Annotated in this window: 15 protein-coding genes; 6 read left to right on the forward strand and 9 right to left on the reverse strand. The window is 43.4% G+C overall.

The genetic code is table 11. From position 1 onward, the window contains the following. The first annotated feature begins 641 nt into the window (after positions 1-641). From BJP37_RS21945 to BJP37_RS21955, 3 genes are all read left to right on the forward strand, one after another. Positions 642-1,775: a ferrochelatase gene (locus BJP37_RS21945; protein ID WP_075901943.1), complete on the forward strand. Its 1,134-nt coding sequence runs from the start codon at positions 642-644 to the stop codon at positions 1,773-1,775. Between the two features lie 230 nt (positions 1,776-2,005). After that, positions 2,006-2,329 carry a phasin family protein gene (locus BJP37_RS21950; RefSeq protein ID WP_075901945.1) on the forward strand — a complete coding sequence of 108 codons (324 nt, stop codon included), beginning with the start codon at positions 2,006-2,008 and terminating at the stop codon, positions 2,327-2,329. Between the two features lie 22 nt (positions 2,330-2,351). After that, positions 2,352-2,909, forward strand: a complete 558-nt coding sequence (locus BJP37_RS21955; RefSeq protein ID WP_075901947.1) for an FKBP-type peptidyl-prolyl cis-trans isomerase — start codon at positions 2,352-2,354, stop codon at positions 2,907-2,909. Between the two features lie 515 nt (positions 2,910-3,424). Here BJP37_RS21955 and dnaB read toward each other — a convergent pair. The 4 genes from dnaB to gloB all read right to left on the reverse strand — a co-directional run bounded on the left by dnaB (position 3,425) and on the right by gloB (position 7,260). Further along, complete coding sequence (gene dnaB, locus BJP37_RS21960; RefSeq protein ID WP_075901949.1) at positions 3,425-4,771, reverse strand: replicative DNA helicase; 1,347 nt, start codon at positions 4,769-4,771, stop codon at positions 3,425-3,427. 325 nt (positions 4,772-5,096) lie between these two features. Further along, positions 5,097-5,555: a 50S ribosomal protein L9 gene (gene rplI / locus BJP37_RS21965; RefSeq protein ID WP_075901951.1), complete on the reverse strand. Its 459-nt coding sequence runs from the start codon at positions 5,553-5,555 to the stop codon at positions 5,097-5,099. Between the two features lie 248 nt (positions 5,556-5,803). Next, complete coding sequence (locus BJP37_RS21970; RefSeq protein WP_075901953.1) at positions 5,804-6,349, reverse strand: EF-hand domain-containing protein; 546 nt, start codon at positions 6,347-6,349, stop codon at positions 5,804-5,806. Between the two features lie 137 nt (positions 6,350-6,486). Continuing rightward, entirely contained in the window at positions 6,487-7,260 is a 774-nt protein-coding gene (gene gloB / locus BJP37_RS21975) for a hydroxyacylglutathione hydrolase (protein ID WP_075901955.1), read from the reverse strand. A 1,020-nt stretch (positions 7,261-8,280) separates the two neighbouring features. On the opposite strand from gloB, the gene BJP37_RS21980 reads away from it, so the two are divergent. After that, positions 8,281-9,519: an HhoA/HhoB/HtrA family serine endopeptidase gene (locus BJP37_RS21980; protein WP_075901957.1), complete on the forward strand. Its 1,239-nt coding sequence runs from the start codon at positions 8,281-8,283 to the stop codon at positions 9,517-9,519. A 133-nt stretch (positions 9,520-9,652) separates the two neighbouring features. Here the strand turns inward: BJP37_RS21980 and BJP37_RS21985 are convergent, their stop codons facing one another. The 3 genes from BJP37_RS21985 to BJP37_RS21995 all read right to left on the reverse strand — a co-directional run bounded on the left by BJP37_RS21985 (position 9,653) and on the right by BJP37_RS21995 (position 14,819). Beyond that, positions 9,653-12,631: an Ig-like domain-containing protein gene (locus BJP37_RS21985; RefSeq protein ID WP_075901959.1), complete on the reverse strand. Its 2,979-nt coding sequence runs from the start codon at positions 12,629-12,631 to the stop codon at positions 9,653-9,655. Positions 12,632-13,305: 674 nt separating this feature from the next. Continuing rightward, positions 13,306-13,890, reverse strand: coding sequence for a glycoside hydrolase family 24 protein (locus tag BJP37_RS21990; RefSeq protein WP_438941540.1), 585 nt, complete (start codon positions 13,888-13,890; stop codon positions 13,306-13,308). Positions 13,891-14,159: 269 nt separating this feature from the next. After that, on the reverse strand, positions 14,160-14,819 hold the full coding sequence (locus tag BJP37_RS21995) for an NAD(P)H-binding protein (protein ID WP_075901961.1): 660 nt from the start codon (positions 14,817-14,819) through the stop codon (positions 14,160-14,162). 485 nt (positions 14,820-15,304) lie between these two features. Here BJP37_RS21995 and BJP37_RS22000 point away from each other — a divergent pair, with 485 nt between their 5' ends. Further along, positions 15,305-16,015, forward strand: a complete 711-nt coding sequence (locus BJP37_RS22000) for a DUF1997 domain-containing protein (protein WP_075901963.1) — start codon at positions 15,305-15,307, stop codon at positions 16,013-16,015. A gap of 177 nt (positions 16,016-16,192) precedes the next feature. On the opposite strand, the gene BJP37_RS22005 is transcribed toward BJP37_RS22000, so the two are convergent. Next, entirely contained in the window at positions 16,193-16,657 is a 465-nt protein-coding gene (locus BJP37_RS22005; RefSeq protein WP_075901965.1) for a DUF4079 domain-containing protein, read from the reverse strand. A 125-nt stretch (positions 16,658-16,782) separates the two neighbouring features. On the opposite strand from BJP37_RS22005, the gene BJP37_RS43795 reads away from it, so the two are divergent. Further along, on the forward strand, positions 16,783-16,914 hold the full coding sequence (locus BJP37_RS43795; protein ID WP_269087043.1) for a hypothetical protein: 132 nt from the start codon (positions 16,783-16,785) through the stop codon (positions 16,912-16,914). A 210-nt stretch (positions 16,915-17,124) separates the two neighbouring features. On the opposite strand, the gene BJP37_RS22010 is transcribed toward BJP37_RS43795, so the two are convergent. Continuing rightward, positions 17,125-17,625 (reverse strand): peptidoglycan-binding domain-containing protein, encoded by a 501-nt coding sequence (locus BJP37_RS22010; RefSeq protein WP_075901967.1) that lies wholly within the window; start codon positions 17,623-17,625, stop codon positions 17,125-17,127. Between the last annotated feature and the right edge of the window lie 483 nt (positions 17,626-18,108).

Below are 18,108 nucleotides of genomic sequence, written 5' to 3' on the forward strand. Positions count from 1 at the left end.
AGCATTGTGCTGTTTACACCGACATTGCGTTGTCCTACTTGTGACATCTCCCACACCTGTTGGGGTTCGGGGGTAGGTGTGGGCTTCTCGCCAACCCCAGCTATCGCCATTTCCTTAAGGAAACCGATCCGCATTCGGGTACTCGACAAGCTTTACTATTGACGGGATGCCCCACCGCCAAGTTTCTGACCTTATCTGATTTTAATTGCTCTATTTCAATCAGGCTTTTGGTCTACTGTCAATAACCAAGGGCATTTTCGGCTTTGGTTATCAAATAGACATAAATTCACCCCAATTTATGTCCATTATAATTTATTAGACAAAACCTGAACTGAGCTCTCCGTCCCAAAGTCCCCCACTGGCTTCGCCCACAGGACGACACTTGCGCCTTTGGTAGAGGCTAGTGGGCTAATCTCGAACTGATCAGCTCATTTAATAAGATTTAATTAAGACCAGACATCCTATTATAACCTAATCGAGATTTTGTTATTAGTATCTTTACCGAACTTTCCAGAGTATTGTGCTACCTCTTATATCCCCCCATGGGGGATGTTAGCCTAATAAATGCCAGGGATACATTCTGCACCCAAGACAAAGCAGGGATACCCCAGGAATAGACGTTTAGCCAGTAGGAATACCAAGTGGTTGCCACTCCAGAAAAATCTCAATCAGTAAAACCTTCCCCAACCCATGGTCAGGAGCGAGTTGCGGTTTTACTCATGGGTTATGGAGAAGTCGAAAGCTACGAAGACTTCGCCAACTACAACGAACAAGCCTTAAACTTGCTTACCGCCAAATTTGCCCCAGTCCCCAACTGGATCTATCCACCCTTAGCCAAAATATTGGCAATGTTTGACTTCCACGAGTGGGGGCACCAGCATGACAACTTTATTTCACCCCACAACAAGATTTTTGAACAGCAACGGGCAGGTATTGAAAAACAACTGCAAGCTAAATGGGGCGATCAGGTGCAGGTATTCAAAGCCTTTAACTTCTGCGCTCCCTTTTTGCCAGAACAAGTCCTCAGTGAAATTAAGGCGGAAGGGTTCCAAAAACTGCTGATCTATCCCCTGCTAGTGGTGGATTCCATCTTTACTAGCGGCATTGCGGTGGAACAAGTCAATAAAGCCCTCGAGAAATTAGAGGATAAAGATCAACACTGGGTTCAGGGATTGCGTTACATCCCGTCTTTCTATAACGAACCAGAGTACATTAATCTAACTGCTCAATTGGTGGAAGAGAAAATTACTACCGATTTAGCAGCAGCCTATCTGCCCTCCCAAATTGGCATTGTCCTGATGAACCATGGCTGTCCCCACGAAGCTAAAGGATTTGTGTCTGGAATTGACGAAAGTCAGGCATTGTATGAGGCAGTAAGGGAAAAGTTGATGTATAAGTATCCCCTAATCTCTGTGGGCTGGCTTAACCACCAAACTCCCTTAATTAAATGGACTCAGCCTCACGCGGAGTTAGCAGCCCAGAACCTGATTAACTTAGGGGCTAAGGCGATTGTGTTTATGCCGATTGGCTTTGCCACAGAGAATCACGAAACCCTCTTAGATGTGCATCACATTGTCCACGCTCTAAAGCGTCGTAACTCAGAGGTTACCTACGTAGAGATGCCCTGTGTTAATGATCATCCAGAATTCTTACAGATGGCAGCGGAGTGGGCTAATCCTCAAATTGAGGTACTACTATCAGAAAATGCTCTATCTGTCAATCCCCAGTTGGCAGCTGTGCAGGCATCAGAGCACCATCATCACCATCACCACTGATTCACCAGAGCGTTTTAGTAGCTTGCTTTATATTAGGTTGCTTTATATATAGCACCTTCTTGCACCTCCTCCGTTCTCCTCCCGCTGTTCTCCCTCTTCTCCTGTTCTAGGAAAGATGTCACAGAATAGAACTGTAGGCTGGGAATCAATGAAACTTCCCCAATCATAGGAAAGCCTAGCTGATCCCAGCCCCATCAAGTGACGAGTAACAGGATAACAGGATAACAATTATGGATAATAACGACTGGCTCAAGCAGTTATTGTTGGTTGGGGTTGGTACAACGTCAATGGTTGCCGAAAAACTGCGAGAGGTAAGTGATGAATGGGTCAAAGATGGTAAAATCAACTCCGACCAAGCCACGGCTTTTGTAGATGATCTGATGAATCAGATCAAGTCAGAGCAGGATAACTTTGAGAGCAACATGGAACGGCAGTTGCGCAATATGTTGCAGGATTTAGGGGTTCCTCGCCAATCAGAAATGGATGAATTGCGAGGTCGTATTGACCGTCTGGAGCGTCAGGTGCGGGATTTAGAAAATAAGCTCTGGCGTTGATAATCAATTAGGAGAACAGATTTTGAAACAAATTCTGATCAGCATAGGCGTTATAGTAGCCTTTGGGTTGCTGTTGGTTGTGGCTCAAGTGGGTATGGGGAAAAAATCTACCACTGCTGGAGAAATTACCAACACTCAGCCGCAAGTAGTTACAACAGCTAACAGTGCTAACCCAGATGTTAATGATAAACAAGATCTAGCTATGGATTCTAGTTCAGAAAGTGAAACCAATATGGATCAGGCGGTTACAACACCGTCGGGCTTGAAGTACATTGACCTAGTTGAGGGTGAGGGAGCAACCCCTGAGAAGGGACAGACGGTAGTGGTTCACTACACTGGTACCCTGGAGGATGGCAGCAAGTTCGATAGTTCTCGCGATCGCAATCGTCCTTTTTCCTTCACAATCGGTGTAGGACAGGTTATTAAAGGCTGGGATGAAGGGGTTAGTTCTATGAAGGTTGGTGGTCGTCGTCAGCTGATCATTCCCCCAGACTTGGGTTATGGTGCCCGTGGTGCCGGTGGGGTGATTCCGCCTAATGCTACGTTGATTTTTGATGTGGAATTGTTGAAGATTAACTAGTAAATTAAATTCAATTGATTAACTTATTCAGCGATGAACTGAATAATTGCTCCCAGTTAGTGACTTCTTGCTGATTGGGAGTTTTAGTTAACATAATAACACTAGAAATAGCATCGCATTTTTGTTACAAAAGATTAATAAAACCTGGGTACAAAACTAAAGTGCAGAACTCAATCATTCGATTAAATAGTATTTGATTAAATCTATGTCCTGTAAATAACGTTAGATAAAATAACGTTAATTTTTGACCTATAATAATTCCAAAATAACCCTCAGTGTAAGCCTATGCGCTACGCGCACGCTACGCGAACAGCCGTCAGCGGTCAGCAGTCAGCTTTTCATAACTCAGATTAAACTTTTGCTTACTTGTTTGATTCAAAAGTTCCGTAGCTTCCTAATCGCCCATAAGCACATCAAGTAGCACCTCAATTAGCGCATTAGCTGATGGCTGATGGCTGATAGCTGTTCGCGCAGCGTGCGCATAGCGCATATGCTTACGCCTCAGTTGTGGTAGGTTACACTCTTTGATTTGCCATATTCAGGAACTTGGTTAACCCAGGTTTAAAGATAAGTTTCACCGTTCCTGTCGGACCATTACGATTTTTAACAATAATGACTTCTGCCGTATCTCCATCTGGTGAATCTGGGTTATAATAAGAATCCCTATAGAGCATCATGATTAAATCCGAGTCCTGTTCGATAGAACCCGATTCTCTCAAATCCGACATCATGGGTCGTTTGTTGGTGCGAGATTCCACAGCTCGACTTAACTGAGACAGCGCAACCACTGGGACTTTCAGTTCCCGAGCTAATCCTTTCAGAGAGCGAGTAATCCGAGACAACTCCTGAACTCGATTTTCACTACCACTGCCTTCCATTAACTGTAAGTAATCGATTAAAATTAACCCCAATGGGCTCCCTTGGGCTGCTTGAAGACGACGAGCATGCGATCGCATTTGCATCACAGTCTGGTTAGCGGTATCATCAATATAAATAGGCAACTCTGATAACATACCGATTGCTTCGCTCAAGGGTGCCCACTGATTTTGAGCAATGCGCCCAGCTCTGAGAAAGTTACTGTCAATTTTCGCTTCACTAGCTAACAACCGCTGCACTAGTTGTTCTCTTGACATTTCCAAGCTAAAAATCGCCACTGGCAATTTTTCAGCTACGTTACGAGCAATTCCTAAGGCTAAGCTAGTTTTTCCCATTGATGGTCTACCAGCAATGATAATTAAGTCAGACGGACTTAACCCCCCAATTTGGGCGTCCAAATCATAGAAGTCTGATGGAATACCAGGCAAATCAATACCCTGATTACGATTTTCTATATCTTGGAACGTTTGAACTAGGGTTTCAGAAATCGGGATTAGACCTTGCTGAGGACGCAATTGGGTGAGACTGAAAATTTTCTGTTCCGCTTGGTCAAGGACCGTTTCCAATTCCAAGGATGTCTCATAACCCAACTTAAAAATCTCGTTACCGGCTTCGATTAGCTGACGGCGCAGGTACTTGTCCATCACTAACTTAGCGAACCTGTCAATATTGACCGCTGAAACCGTCTGTTCAACTAGCTGAGCTAACTTAGCTTGACCCCCAACTTTCTCTAATAAGTCATTGTCATAAAGCCAGGTAGTAACACTCATCAAATCCGTCGGTTTACCCTGGCTATAAAGTAATAAAGCAGCTTCGTAAATGGTTTGGTGAATCCGGACGTAGAAGGCTTTTGGATTCAGGAAATCACCAATTCGACCCATGGCTTCCGGGTCTAATAAAATGCCTCCGATAATAGACTCTTCGGCATCAATATTTTGGGGTGGTATAGAGTTACCAAACGCTGAAAAATCTGGTTTTTGAGTCATAGTCAACTAGTCGTCTATTGAGTTCAGGGTAAAGGTCAGCTATCAGCTATCAGCTATCAGCTATCAGCTAATGCGCTATGTCCCAGCGTCGAAGCCAAAGCCCATGCTACTTGAGGTGCTATTAGCTAATGCGCTACGCGCAAGCTACGCGAACAGCTAAAGCCTGACTAATACAATCTGAACAAATTAAGCACCTCAGGTGCGCTTTCCGTGATGGCGAGCAATACCTCGCCATCACGGGTCGCACCTGTTGTTTAATTGAGAGTTGACAGGATGATACAATCAACAGTCAACTCTCAACAAACTAAACAAACTATTAATTAACTTATTTGGGAACAACATGAATTTCTACAGTGGCTGTAACTTCTGGATGAAGCTTAATTTCTGCATTATAGAAACCAAGTTGACTAATCTCCGGTATAGTTATACCTCGGCGGTCTATTTCTTTGCCAGTAGACTCTTGGATGGCATCTGCCAAATCTTGGCTGGTAACAGTACCGAAGATAGCATTATCTTCGCCCAACTGCTTCGAGATAGTAAAGCGGCTAATGGTTTGTAGAGCAGTCTTCATGGACTCAGCTTGTCGCTTGATTTCGAGGATACGCTGCCGTTCTTGCTCTCTGCGCCGCTCAACTTGCTTGAGAACACCAGAGGTAGCTCTGACTGCAATTCCTTGGGGAATGAGATAATTGCGAGCATAGCCGGGAGCTACCTCTACTAGATCACCGTCTTTTCCGAGTTTGTGAACGTCTTTGCTTAAAACGACTTGTACACGTTTTACCATAGTGTTTAATTTCGGGTATAGTTTATAGTGAAGGATAATGCTTCGACAAACATTCCATCTTACGACAATTTGTAAGCGATCGCAACTGAGTGCTGAGTGCTGAGTGCTGAGTGCTGAGTGCTGAGTGCTGAGTGCTGAGGGTTGAGGGCTGATTGCTGATTGCTGATTCCTGAGGGCTCGGTGTCAATTAAAACACTTTTTAAACCCTTTCGGGGATAACATATCCGCCAATAGGCAAACCTAAATCATCAGTAGGAACCGAAAATCCAGTTTCCTGGAGCCTCTGGATCTTGACTGTAATAGAATTCGGTAACTAGATCTAATATCTCTTGTTTGTCAATGTAACCATCATTGTTCTGATCGAAGCGTCCAAAAATTTCTTCAATTTGACTGTCGTCAATACCGTAAGCCTGAAAAAATTGTCGGTATTCTTCCAGAGTAACTTTATCGTCTTTATCAGAATCCAATAGGAAAATAATCCCTGCCGCTTTAGCATTGACTACTGCTTCATTCCCGTCGGTGTCACTCAGTACATTTTCGTGATAAGTCAACCATTCATCCAAGGTCACTTGCTGGTCTTGATTCTGGTCGGTAAATTTCTGCACGCCATTCCAAATCCTCATGTAAATAGCAAGAAGATTGTCATAATATGGCGAGCCCGGTGTCCAACCCCTGATCGCAGCAAGGTTATCAGTAATACGTTCAAAATCGGCTTGGGTTAAAATACCATTTGTTTGCTGATCGTACAGGTTAAACAACCTGGTCAATTTTCTCTGCTGCAATTCCCTAAGCATGTTTTTTTTCTATTGCTCAATTGGATTAACTAAATTTATTAAGTCAAACTTGATTATAATCCAACTAATCAAGGGGCATATTCTCAAGGAAATATGTCCCTTGATCAAGGCTTTTGATCAAGGCTTTATCAATAATGTTAGAATCGGTCTCTCATCTCCCGTAACCGTGCAAATGTCTTAACCGGTTCTTTTGCTTGAACAGCCGACTGTAGGGCAGGGTCTTCCCAACGTAAAAATGGATTGGTGTGCTTTTCAACCCCTAACTCGGAGGGTACCGTTGCCTCTTTACGATGACGCGCCTTTTGGACTTGGGCAAATCTCTCTTGTAAGTCCGGGTTTTCACCATCGACACTCAGGGCAAATTGGATATTTTTCAGGGTGTATTCATGAGCACACCATACTCGTGTATTATCTGGTAAATCCCTTAGCTTGCTCATGGATTCTACCATTTGGCCTGGTGTTCCTTCAAATAGTCTGCCACAGCCGCCCGCAAATAGGGTGTCGCCACAGAAGAGTTCACCGGTTTCACCAGGGACTACTGGGGGAAAGTAGTAGGCAATATGTCCTCTGGTGTGTCCGGGAACGAAAAAGACTTGAGCAAGGCGATCACCAAACTCGACGCGATCGCATTCGTTTAAAAACACCTGTTGACCAGGAATCCGACCCCGGTCTTCAGCTCCCCCATATACACACACATCTGGAAACTGCTGCATCAACTGTCTATTTCCCCCCACATGATCCATGTGATGGTGAGTGTTGAAAATAGCCACTAATTCGGCATCCAGTTCTTTCAGACGCTGTATCACCGGTTTAGCCTCTGCTGGATCAACAACAGCAGCAATATTCTGCTTGGGGTCGTGTAATAAGAAGATATAGTTGTCAGAAAGGGCTGGAAGTCGATAAATCTGCATAGTTTAACACCATCTGTTTAACTTACAATAATTTATAGTTTTTAGTTTTTTATCAACAACAGATGCTAGGTATATTATACCTTACTTGATTAATTTTTATCCTTAGGTATTTGTTGAGCAATTTACCAACTTTATCTTTCTTATTAAACCTAATCTTAAATAGGAACTTCTTGGATAAACCTCCAATAATTTTCGTGTCCTTAAACCAAAATTATCTGAACAAATTTACCTTTGAACACAAGTCATAGGTAATCAGTAATAGTTAGCAAATCACCAATTACCTATTATCCATTACCAAGTCACTATAAGTAGCATTTGTGACACTATTTCATCTTAGAAGTGTATGCATGTTCGGTTAACCCATCACAGATTAGTAGTATTGTCAACCTCCATGACTAGGCGAATGCGCTAGACTAATGATCATATTGGATAGGGACCAGGGTTATTTCATTCTGGATCTAGGTAACGAGTTTAAAGGCTTTTAGCGATCGCATACCTGAATTATCGAAGGCTGAAACGACGTATCCTCCTCAATGCATAACATATTGCAATTTAGAATGAAATAGCCCTGGGATAGGGACTATTTCTGCCTCGTTGCCCCGTCAGCTATAGCCCCCGAAGCAAAGCGTGGTTTCCCTTGCTAATTGTATGGCCAATTGTATTCAGGTTTAGACCCTCAATAATTTTAATCTAAGTTAAACACTGCTCTCACAGAAAATTAACAGAAGATGTCTAGATTAAATTATAGGACTTACGCCGCCAACCGATTTTATACAGGTGATTACACCTATTTCAGCCTTGGATTTATAGCGTCTCCTACGGAGAACGGAAAGTGCACCTAAGCCTTCACGCGGGGGTCCCCCCCACTCGCGCTTGGGATCAAGACAACAACAAACCGGTTTTAATAATCTTGGTGCGTAAATCCTGAATTATCAAAGCCTAGTCATTCAGAAACTGATTCAAAACCACTATCAAGCCCACTGTCTCCCAGTCGATCTACCCTTTTGTCAACAGAATCTTATGCTAGTAGACCATCAAACCCCCAAATCTAATCACACCACCCGTAATCCCTTAAAAAAAGCAGGAACTTATGTATCACTGTTGTTACTGGGAGCAGGGTTAGGCTTTTCCGGCGGTTATGTAGCATTACGTAACTCTGTTCCCGAATCCACATCCCCTCAAGCAACTGTCCCTCAGAACAAAACAGCTAGGCTTCCAGGCACTAAACCTGTAGTTACTCAAAATCCCAACTTTATCACCAATGTGGTAGAACAAGTTGGACCAGCAGTGGTGCGGATTAACGCTTCTAGAACCGTAGCCAGTAGAGTGCCAGATACTTTTAGAAACCCGATGTTCCGGGAATTTTTTAGGTTTCCATTTCCCGATGTACCCCAACAGCGAGTTGAACAGGGTACTGGTTCAGGTTTCATTATCGATACCGATGGTTATATTCTCACCAATGCCCATGTAGTCGATAGTGCGGATAGTGTTAATGTAATCCTCAAGGATGGTCGCCAATTTAAAGGGACAGTAGTGGGAAGCGATCCCTTGACAGATGTAGCTGTGATCCAGATTGAGGCAGAAAACTTACCTACCGTTGCTCTCGGTGATTCTGATCAACTCACCCCAGGAGAATGGGCGATCGCAATTGGTAATCCCCTTGGTTTAGATAGTACTGTAACCACTGGCATCATTAGTGCTACGGGTCGTTCTAGCTCTCAAGTCGGTGTTCCTGATAAGCGAGTGGAATTTATCCAAACCGACGCTGCTATTAACCCTGGTAACTCCGGTGGACCCCTGCTCAATGCCTCCGGTGAAGTGATTGGCATGAACACAGCCATTATTCGGGGTGCTCAAGGATTAGGATTTGCCGTTCCCATTAATACGGTGGAAGAAATTGCTGAACAACTAATTGTTGATGGTAAAGTAGAACATCCTTACTTGGGCATCCAGATGGTAACCTTAACCCCAGAGGTTAAACAACAGATCAACAGTAATCCCAATGCTGGGTTGATGGTTGATGAAGAAAAAGGGGTATTGATTGCCAAAGTAATACCTAATTCCCCAGCTGCCAAAGCAGGATTGCGTGCGGGTGATGTGATCCGCAAAATCAATGATCAGCCAGTCAAAGATGCAACAGAAGTTCAGAAGTCTGTGGCTAAAACTAAAGTAGGTAGTGATTTAATCCTAGAGTTGCGCCGCAATCAACGAGATACCAAATTGACTGTGCGACCTGGTGCTTTTCCCACTGGTAAGTAGTAGTTGAAAGCATTAAAATCAAGTTCGGTTAATCACTTTAGTTATCAGGCTTTCGATCACATCAGCATTCAGCTGACTGCTGAATGCTGAATGCTTACTTATTGACTAATGAGTAATTAACCAGATTGGCATATTAGACATAGCTTTGCCAGCTCTGCCCTGTTAAGGACTGGGTGGCTACTGCCTCCTGCAGCCCCGTTTGATTCATCAGCCAGATCTCATTTTGTCCAGTGGTGCCATTACGCAAGAGGACATCGTCAAAATTATTATTGTCAAAGTCCATAGTACCACGAACTTCCCACTCACCGCTGATTGGTAGTGAGGCAATCAACACTGACTCTACGTACTCACTACCTTCCATGCGCCAGTAGTAGACATCTTGGTTTTGAGTATTACGCCACAGAATATCCGCGTCACCATCGTTATCTAAATCTCCAGCACCTTGCATCTGCCATAGACCGTCTTCTGCTACCAGCAAATTCTCACCATTATTCTGTCTGGTAATGGAAACTCCCTGATCCAGCTGCGTACCATTCATCAACCAAACCCCATTTTCTCCGGTATTGGTATTACGCCAGAGAATATCTTCTTCTCCATCACTGTCGAAATCTCCCGTGCCACGAATTTCCCAGTTGAGGTCTGATACCTGGCTGCTAGATGCTGTGCTTTTGAACTCAGAGCCTTCCATTAGCCAGAAGCTCACATCTCCGGTATTAGTATTACGCCAGAGAATATCCTTTTGCCCATCGCCGTCGAAGTCTCCAGCACCACGCATCTCCCAGGGACTATCAGCTGATTCCGCTTGAATTGGATTTGACTGATCCAACTCAGTGCCATTCATGATCCAGGCAAGATTGCTTCCAATCTGAGAATTACGCCAAAAAATATCCGCAGAAGAGGCAACATCCTCAACAGGAGTAACGTTAATGTCAACAGTAGCCGTCTTAGTAGTCAGACCATTATTTAACTCATAGGTCAAACTGTCAGCTCCATTAAAGCCATTGTTAGGAGTGTAAATTACAGAATCATCACTGAAGTCTCCAGCAGTGCCATTGTCATCCACTACTGCAGTACCATTGCTGGGACCATTAACAATGGTCAGAGTGCTGTTTCCGTTAATACCAGTGTCATTTGCTAAAACATCAATGGTTACCGCTGCATTTTCTTCAGTAGTAGCGGTGTCATCTACTGCAATCAGACTGTTCTCGTCAACAGCAGCAGCAACATCAATGTCAACAGTAGCGGTCTTAGTAATCAGACCATTGCTTAACTCATAGGTAAAACTATCAGCTCCACTGAAACCATCATCAGGAGTGTAAATCACAAAATCATCAGTTAAGTCTCCAGCAGTGCCATTGTCATCCACTACTGCAGTACCATTGCTGGGATCATTGAGAATGGTTACAGTGCCGTTTCCGTCAATATCAGTGTCATTTTGTAAAACATCAATGGTTACCGCTGTATTTTCTTCAGTAGTAGCGGTGTCATCTACTGCAATCAGACTGTTCTCGTCAACAGCAGCAGCAACATCAATGTCAACAGTAGCGGTCTTAGTAATCAGACCATTGCTTAACTCATAGGTAAAACTATCAGCTCCACTGAAACCATCATCAGGAGTGTAAATCACAGAATCATCAGTGAAGTCTTCAGCAGTGCCATTATCATCCACTACTGCAGTACCATTGCTGGCATCATTGAGAATGGTTACAGTGCCGTTTCCGTCAACATCAGTGTCATTTTGTAAAACATCAATGGTTACCGCTGTATTTTCTTCAGTAGTAGCGGTGTCATCTACTGCAATCAGACTGTTCTCGTCAACAGCAGCAGCAACATCAATGTCAACAGTAGCGGTCTTAGTAATCAGACCATTGCTTAACTCATAGGTAAAACTATCAGCTCCACTGAAACCATCATCAGGAGTGTAAATCACAGAATCATCAGTGGAGTCTTCAGCAGTGCCATTGTCATCCACTACTGCAGTACCATTGCTGGCATCATTGAGAATGGTTACAGTGCCGTTTCCGTCAACATCAGTGTCATTTTGTAAAACATCAATGGTTACCGCTGTATTTTCTTCAGTAGTAGCGGTGTCATCTACTGCAATCAGACTGTTCTCATCAACAGCAGCAGTAACGTCAATGTCAACAGTAGCCGTTTTAGTAAGCAGACCATTGCTTAACTCATAGGTAAAACTATCAGCTCCACTGAAACCATTATCAGGAGTGTAAATCACAGAATCATCAGTGAAGTCTTCAGCAGTGCCATTGTCATCCACTACTGCAGTACCATTGCTGGGATCATTGAGAATGGTTACAGTGCCGTTTCCGTCAATATCAGTGTCATTTTGTAAAACATCAATGGTTACCGCTGTATTTTCTTCAGTAGTAGTGGTGTCATCTACTGCAATCAGACTGTTCTCGTCAACACCAGTAACGTCAATGTCAACAGTAGCTGTTTGAGTAGTTAGACCATTGCTTAACTCATAGGTAAAACTGTCAGGTCCACTGAAACCATCCTCAGGAGTGTAAATCACAGAATCATCACTGAAGTCTCCAGGAGTGCCATTGTCATCCACTTCTGCAGTACCATTATTGGCATCAGTGACAATGGTCAGAGTGCTGTTTCCGTCAAGATCAGTGTCATTTTCTAAAACATCAATATTTACCTCTGTATTTTGTTGAGTGGTAGCGGTGTCATCTACTGCAATCAGATTCTCATCGAGTGGAATGAATTCAATGAAGTCAATTCGGGCATATTCCTGGCGATCACGAGTACCGTTAATTGTGATTTCGTCTCCATTGTTGATGAATACGGTACTGCTAATTTGTTCATTGACAAAACTATCACCATCATTATCCAAAGTTAATGTTGGCAAGTCGGTATTGCCAATAGTGATATTTATGGGGCTTTGTCCATCAGACTCATCCAGGTAACCTAACCTAACTTCGTAGTTACCAGTAGGTAAATTAAAGGTTGTGGTAGCACTACCAGAGGAGGGATTAGGACCAAATTCATCGGGTATTCTGATTAGTGAACCACCCTCAGCCTCGTTATTATCCTCAATTTCAAAAATGTTTCGATTTTCAAAGTTTTCAGCTTGAATTTTAACCATAATTTTTATTTACTGAACAATAATTATAATTTATCGCTGTTGACTACTTATACGGGTTAACTGATAGAATTCAGGATAATCTGACCTAGAATGCTTTTCAGTCTTGACTAGGGATTCATCATCACAAGCTTGCCTATTCTATTCCCTGATTTTATCTTTGGCTAAGGATAATTTTGTCAGTCAATTAGCTTGTATAAATACTAGGTATAATTAAAAAATGTGTGAATAATAATGAAGTAATTTTGGCGTTATCAAAGGAATAATTATCGACAATTTTTGCTCTGGTAAAATTTAATAAAATAGTTATTTATAGCACTACGTATTAAGATGTTTGACATTGTCTTGATGCAGCGCGGTCATGGGGGTTTCCCCCATGACCGCGCTGCATCGCTCCTAAACTACGAAACTTAGTCATAGCTTACTTTTAGGTGCGACCCGTGGCGAATTTAATTCGCCGTTCGCGTAGCGTCTCCTACGGAGAAACGCGCCCCGCGTCTCCGTAGGAGAACGGAAAGCGCACCTTTGACTTCTGAGTTCTAACTTCTGACGCTAAGCGTAGCGCTATATTAGTCCTTAGCCCTTAGTCATTGCTTTTTATAGCAGTTCTCAATACAAAATTAAGAACTGCTTAAAAAAAATTTGTTAATTTTCTGCAAGCATGCGATAATGAAGGATTAGCGGTTTAGTTCTTCCTCAAGCATCTGTTGATAAACCTTTGGCAAGTGTTTACTCATGCTATTGGTTTCTATTCCATAACCTAGACTTGTCCAAGTACCAGACAACCGCCGCAACACTTTATCTAAATTTCCTTGCCGCAATTCTTTGGGAATATCCATCCCCCAGGCTCTACTATCCTTGAGCCAATCGTGAACCACAGCATCCTGGAAGTGTGGCTCAAAGCTATACTGCTTCCAAAACAAAAAGCCTGAGGGTCTGGGGTGATAGCGTTGTGCCTTTTCTTTCCAGGTAAAATCAAGGAACTGATACCGTCCCGCTGCTGTGCTACATTTTCCAACATTAGGACCAGCGACTATGGGCACACATATTTCAGGATGACGCCTTAAATCAGAAACGTGTTGACCACCATAGATAATCGTGTAGGGTTGGCGGTCATTAGCTTCACTAGCGGTGATAGTACGCATTAGGGCGCGAATGTAAGGATCTCCCCCCCTCATCACTAAGGGAGGGGTGCCGTGAATACTGGTAGGATAATCAGATAGCGTACGCTCAACCGGGTAGTAAGCCCATCTATTAAACACATGTCTGAGATAAATCCCCAATAATAAGCTCACTATCGCTAAGGCTGAAATATTGTAAAATAAGCCTTTGAGTGTAAATTTATAGGAAGTATTTGGAAATCCTCTTAACTTTCCGTACTTCTGCCGGGGTGATGAAGACACTCAGTTGACTAATCCTTACTAGTGTTAATACTGTGAACTTAATAGTGTTCACAAAATGGGATTGACGGAACGTCACGCTACGCTCCGGAAGCTTCGCTTCCGCGCTTGAGCGAACGCTCAACACTGACTCAACCCACGTCATAAAATAGCTGTTCCCAGCTTTGATCGGGAGCTTCTGCTGAGCTAACCACTTCTACTATTTTATTCCGAGCTTCCGGTTCCGACAGCGCCTCAACACAAACTTCTGCTACTTTGGTGCGAGGTATGCTACCTTCAAATAGAGTATCTGCCCCAGACATAACAATCGGGTCTGAGTTGTCTTCGTTTCTGAGACCACCTGGTCGCACAATGGTGTAGGTCAAGCCGCTTTTTTGGATATATTCCTCTGCTTGCTTCTTCCAGACCAGAATCAGCCAGAATAGATTTAAGGGATGGAAAAACTGGGACACACAGAGGGAGGAAACCAATACAAAGTGTTCTACCCCTTTTTGCTTAGCAGCATCTACTAAATTTTTAGTGCCTTCGTAATCCACCTTGTAGGGTGAGGTTGGGTCAAAGCTAGGGCGAGCACCAGTGGCGCATAGCACTACAGTACTATCTCCGATCGCGGCACTGATACTCTCGGGTTTGAGCACATCTCCCATCACTAATTCTGCAGCTGGTGGTAATATTTCTTGAGCGTACTCTAAATTTCGCACTAAAGCCCGTACAGGAATATCACGCATAACCAGTTCCTGTACAATCCGCTTTCCTGTTTCTCCCGTTGCTCCAGCTACACATGCTTTCATGGCAATTTCCGTACAATTCACCTAGTAGCTTAGCCAGTTTACCAGTTATTCTGAGTGAAAATTAAACTAGGCCATTCAATCGAGAATTATTGGATTTTGTCTTGATGCAGTCGCTCATGGGGGTAACCCCCAAGACCGCGCTGCATCGCTTCCGTAAACCCCAACCTCTCGGTTGTATAAGTTTCTGTATAAGTTTCCTTCGTCATGTGTTCTTCTAAGACTGTGTGGGTGGATCTAATTAGAACCCGCTATAGTCAGTGATCTAATAACTGATCTCATAACTGATCTCGCATCACCAGACACCCAGCTAGATCAGGCTCCAAAACTTTACACTTGTTTACATAGCTCAACTTGTTTGTGTCCGACTCCTGATTAACTCAGCCAGAGGAGTGGGATCAGCAAGAGCGACCCATGGACATTTCTCAACTAGGCTCTCAACTAGTTTCTGAACTAGTCACAAGGCAATCACATGAAGAGGATGATGTATGCGATCGCATTTTATTAACCATCAGTCAATTGAGGCAAAACAGGTCGATTTGAATACTCCTGCTATAAAGGCCAACACTGACCCTATTGTTCCATCAGGGTCTTACTCAGGTAGTGAGCCGACTCGGTTTCAGTGTCATTTTCAAGACTGTATGGAGATGTATGCTTCAGCTGAGCAAGTGAGTGCCTATCTAAATACTCACCAGGATTGGTTTTGTCGCTGCGCTCATCCTATGAAAGTAGAACTGCTCACAGACAATGGCTATATCTTGACCATTGGTAGCTTTGGGGCGTTTGGCTATAGGGTAGAGCCAAAAATCGGTTTGGAATGGGTACCTCTTGACGAAAATTCCTATCAGATTCGGACAATTCCCATATCCAATTACGTCAGTCCAGGCTATGAGCTTGATTTCCAGGCATCTCAGACCTTAGTAGAAGTACCAGCAAGGGAGTATTTTCAAGAGCATCAGCTGGAATCGGAGTCCATACCATCGGCGATAACCCGCGTAGAGTGGCATCTTGACCTGAGTGTTGAGATGTGGTTTCCCAAGGCGATTCTGAAACTACCTCAGTCGTTGATTCAACGCACAGGCAACGGAATTTTGCAGCAAGTTGTGCGTCAAGTTTCCCGGCGTTTAACCCACAAGGTACAGGAAGACTTCCACAGCAGTAATGGTCTACCTATACCGAAGCAATCACGACAGCAGTAAAATTTACAGTTAGTTTTATTATAAGGGGTCAGCTATCAGCTATCAGCCGAAGGCAATGAGCTTAAATTCGATACCTAAATTAAAAGCAATCAAAAGCAAAGTTTAACTTTGCCTATTCCAACTCTAACACCATCCTAGGGCGGGTAAAATACCACGCCCCTATATAAATCAAATCATCTACGGATTGCTAAGAAGCTTCTGGACAATTTGCATACCGGTGATGGCTTGCCAGCTGAATAGTCCCAAGAGTGCAACATTCAGGACGATGTGACTATAGCGAGCCCAAGTTTGACCTTTCTGCATTAATGGTGTCAGAGAGGCAGAGGTAGCAATAATTCCGGTCATGCCTAAACCAGCCAGCAAATGGGGTCCAAAAAACAACTTGCCATTGTTAATGTAGGTTACTGCCATACCTCCGATGGTACCGAGTACCATCATTGCTAGCAACGCTGAACCAACAAGATGGTGCTTAACATTATATTGACCCTTAACTAGCGCTTTCTTTTCGTCACCTTCCGCCGTTCTAGTCTTTTGGATTTTCAAGCCCAGATAAAGAGCATAGAAGGCTGCCGCTAGGAGCACCCACATCAGTAAGGGGTGGAAGAATTGAGACCAAAATTTAACAGACTCTGGCAGGTTCATAATGTTATGTCAATTTTCAGGAGCTTCATGAAAATTAACATAACATAATTGCCGTTATCAAGTCTAATGTGCTAATAACTCAGTTAAACAATATGGTACTATAGCTCTGCTCCTTGTCGCTGAATTTGGGGATTGTTAAGGATGTAGAAATGTTGCCATTGCATGGTAGTTGCCATGGCATGGGTTTGGTAAGCGATCGCGTCTTGCCACTGATGGCTAAATCAATTCCGGGGAAAGATACAGGAACAGAACTGTAAGCTTACCGAAGTTAGCTTACAGTTTGGCGTTCATATCCGTAAGTCTTGCTCCCCATCTCTCCCAACCGCCGCTAGTCATCCTAAGTTGCATTCATATCTAGTACCTGCTCACCTGCTCACTCCCTAAATAGTTCAAAGGATCATATCTTTGATTGATCGCAACTTGGTATCAATGTTTTACGACAGGACTAACGCACTAATAGACATAGCCTAATAGACATAGCGAGGCATCTCGCTCAAGGCATTCCAGGTGTGTTCACTAACTACACCATTGCCTAGCAAACCCTTGTCCAGTTGGAAGCGTTGCACTGCTTCGAGTGTCAGGGAAGCGAAGATGCCATCAATCTTAGCGCTATAGTAGTCACTAATCCAAAGTACTTCTTGGACTTTTCTGACAGCCTCACCAAAACTGCCAGGACGTAGAATTGGCATATTGACCGGAGTACCGCTCAGAAGAGCTTCCCAGGTCTTTTGGTCTACAATACCAGTTGCTCTGAGAAATACCTTTTGCTGGTAGCCTTGCACAGCATATTCAATCTCTGTGTCAAACACACCATCTAATGGACCAAAGTAATATCCCCGGTGAGCCAACATACTTTGTAATTCTACCACATAAAGACCAATGAACCCTAGATAAAGGGTGTGTTTTCTGAGCCAAGCAGTGACACAAGCACTGGTCTGGGAGGTTTCCAAACTAATCAAAGCTGTCATGCTAGATTTCCCTGATGAAATTTTTCCTGGCATTCTTCATAATCAAATATCTGAGGTTGAGCAGGGGTGATTTAAGTTTTAATAAGTTGTTAACCTTCTGCCAGTAAAGCGTGATTTGAATCACTGGGTAACTATGTAGAGTGTTAAGTGTTGACTAGTGATTGTTGACTTTAGGGATGCACAGCCAAGGCTTGCATGCAGTAGTTAACATAAAACGTTCCATGTAGTTACCCCACTTTACGTTTATTTATATATACCCACATAGAGGTTTCAAAATTTCTAGTTAATACCAAGTAGCATTGATCGGTAGGACCCTCTATCGAGAGTTTACCCGTCTGATGGTATCTTGCCGTCTTTGAATGCAATCCCTCTGATGGCAATGTCATACTATAGTTCTTTATATAGTGCTTTGCAGCTCATTAAAATACACTGTAGCCTCTCGGAAGCTCCTACTGCAATCACCGGCTGTATTGTATTCCAATC

The sequence above is a fragment of the Moorena bouillonii PNG genome, from assembly GCF_001942495.1.
GTDB lineage: Bacteria > Cyanobacteriota > Cyanobacteriia > Cyanobacteriales > Coleofasciculaceae > Moorena > Moorena bouillonii.

Coding starts and splice junctions, on each gene's coding strand:
- BJP37_RS21970 (WP_075901953.1), bottom strand. CDS start 6,349: ATGCTTAGGGAATTGCAGCAGAGAAAATTGACCAGGTTGTTTAACCTG.
- dnaB (WP_075901949.1), bottom strand. CDS start 4,771: ATGACTCAAAAACCAGATTTTTCAGCGTTTGGTAACTCTATACCACCC.
- BJP37_RS21985 (WP_075901959.1), bottom strand. CDS start 12,631: ATGGTTAAAATTCAAGCTGAAAACTTTGAAAATCGAAACATTTTTGAA.
- BJP37_RS21980 (WP_075901957.1), top strand. CDS start 8,281: ATGCTAGTAGACCATCAAACCCCCAAATCTAATCACACCACCCGTAAT.
- gloB (WP_075901955.1), bottom strand. CDS start 7,260: ATGCAGATTTATCGACTTCCAGCCCTTTCTGACAACTATATCTTCTTA.
- BJP37_RS22000 (WP_075901963.1), top strand. CDS start 15,305: ATGCGATCGCATTTTATTAACCATCAGTCAATTGAGGCAAAACAGGTC.
- rplI (WP_075901951.1), bottom strand. CDS start 5,555: ATGGTAAAACGTGTACAAGTCGTTTTAAGCAAAGACGTTCACAAACTC.
- BJP37_RS21995 (WP_075901961.1), bottom strand. CDS start 14,819: ATGAAAGCATGTGTAGCTGGAGCAACGGGAGAAACAGGAAAGCGGATT.
- BJP37_RS22005 (WP_075901965.1), bottom strand. CDS start 16,657: ATGAACCTGCCAGAGTCTGTTAAATTTTGGTCTCAATTCTTCCACCCC.
- BJP37_RS22010 (WP_075901967.1), bottom strand. CDS start 17,625: ATGACAGCTTTGATTAGTTTGGAAACCTCCCAGACCAGTGCTTGTGTC.
- BJP37_RS21950 (WP_075901945.1), top strand. CDS start 2,006: ATGGATAATAACGACTGGCTCAAGCAGTTATTGTTGGTTGGGGTTGGT.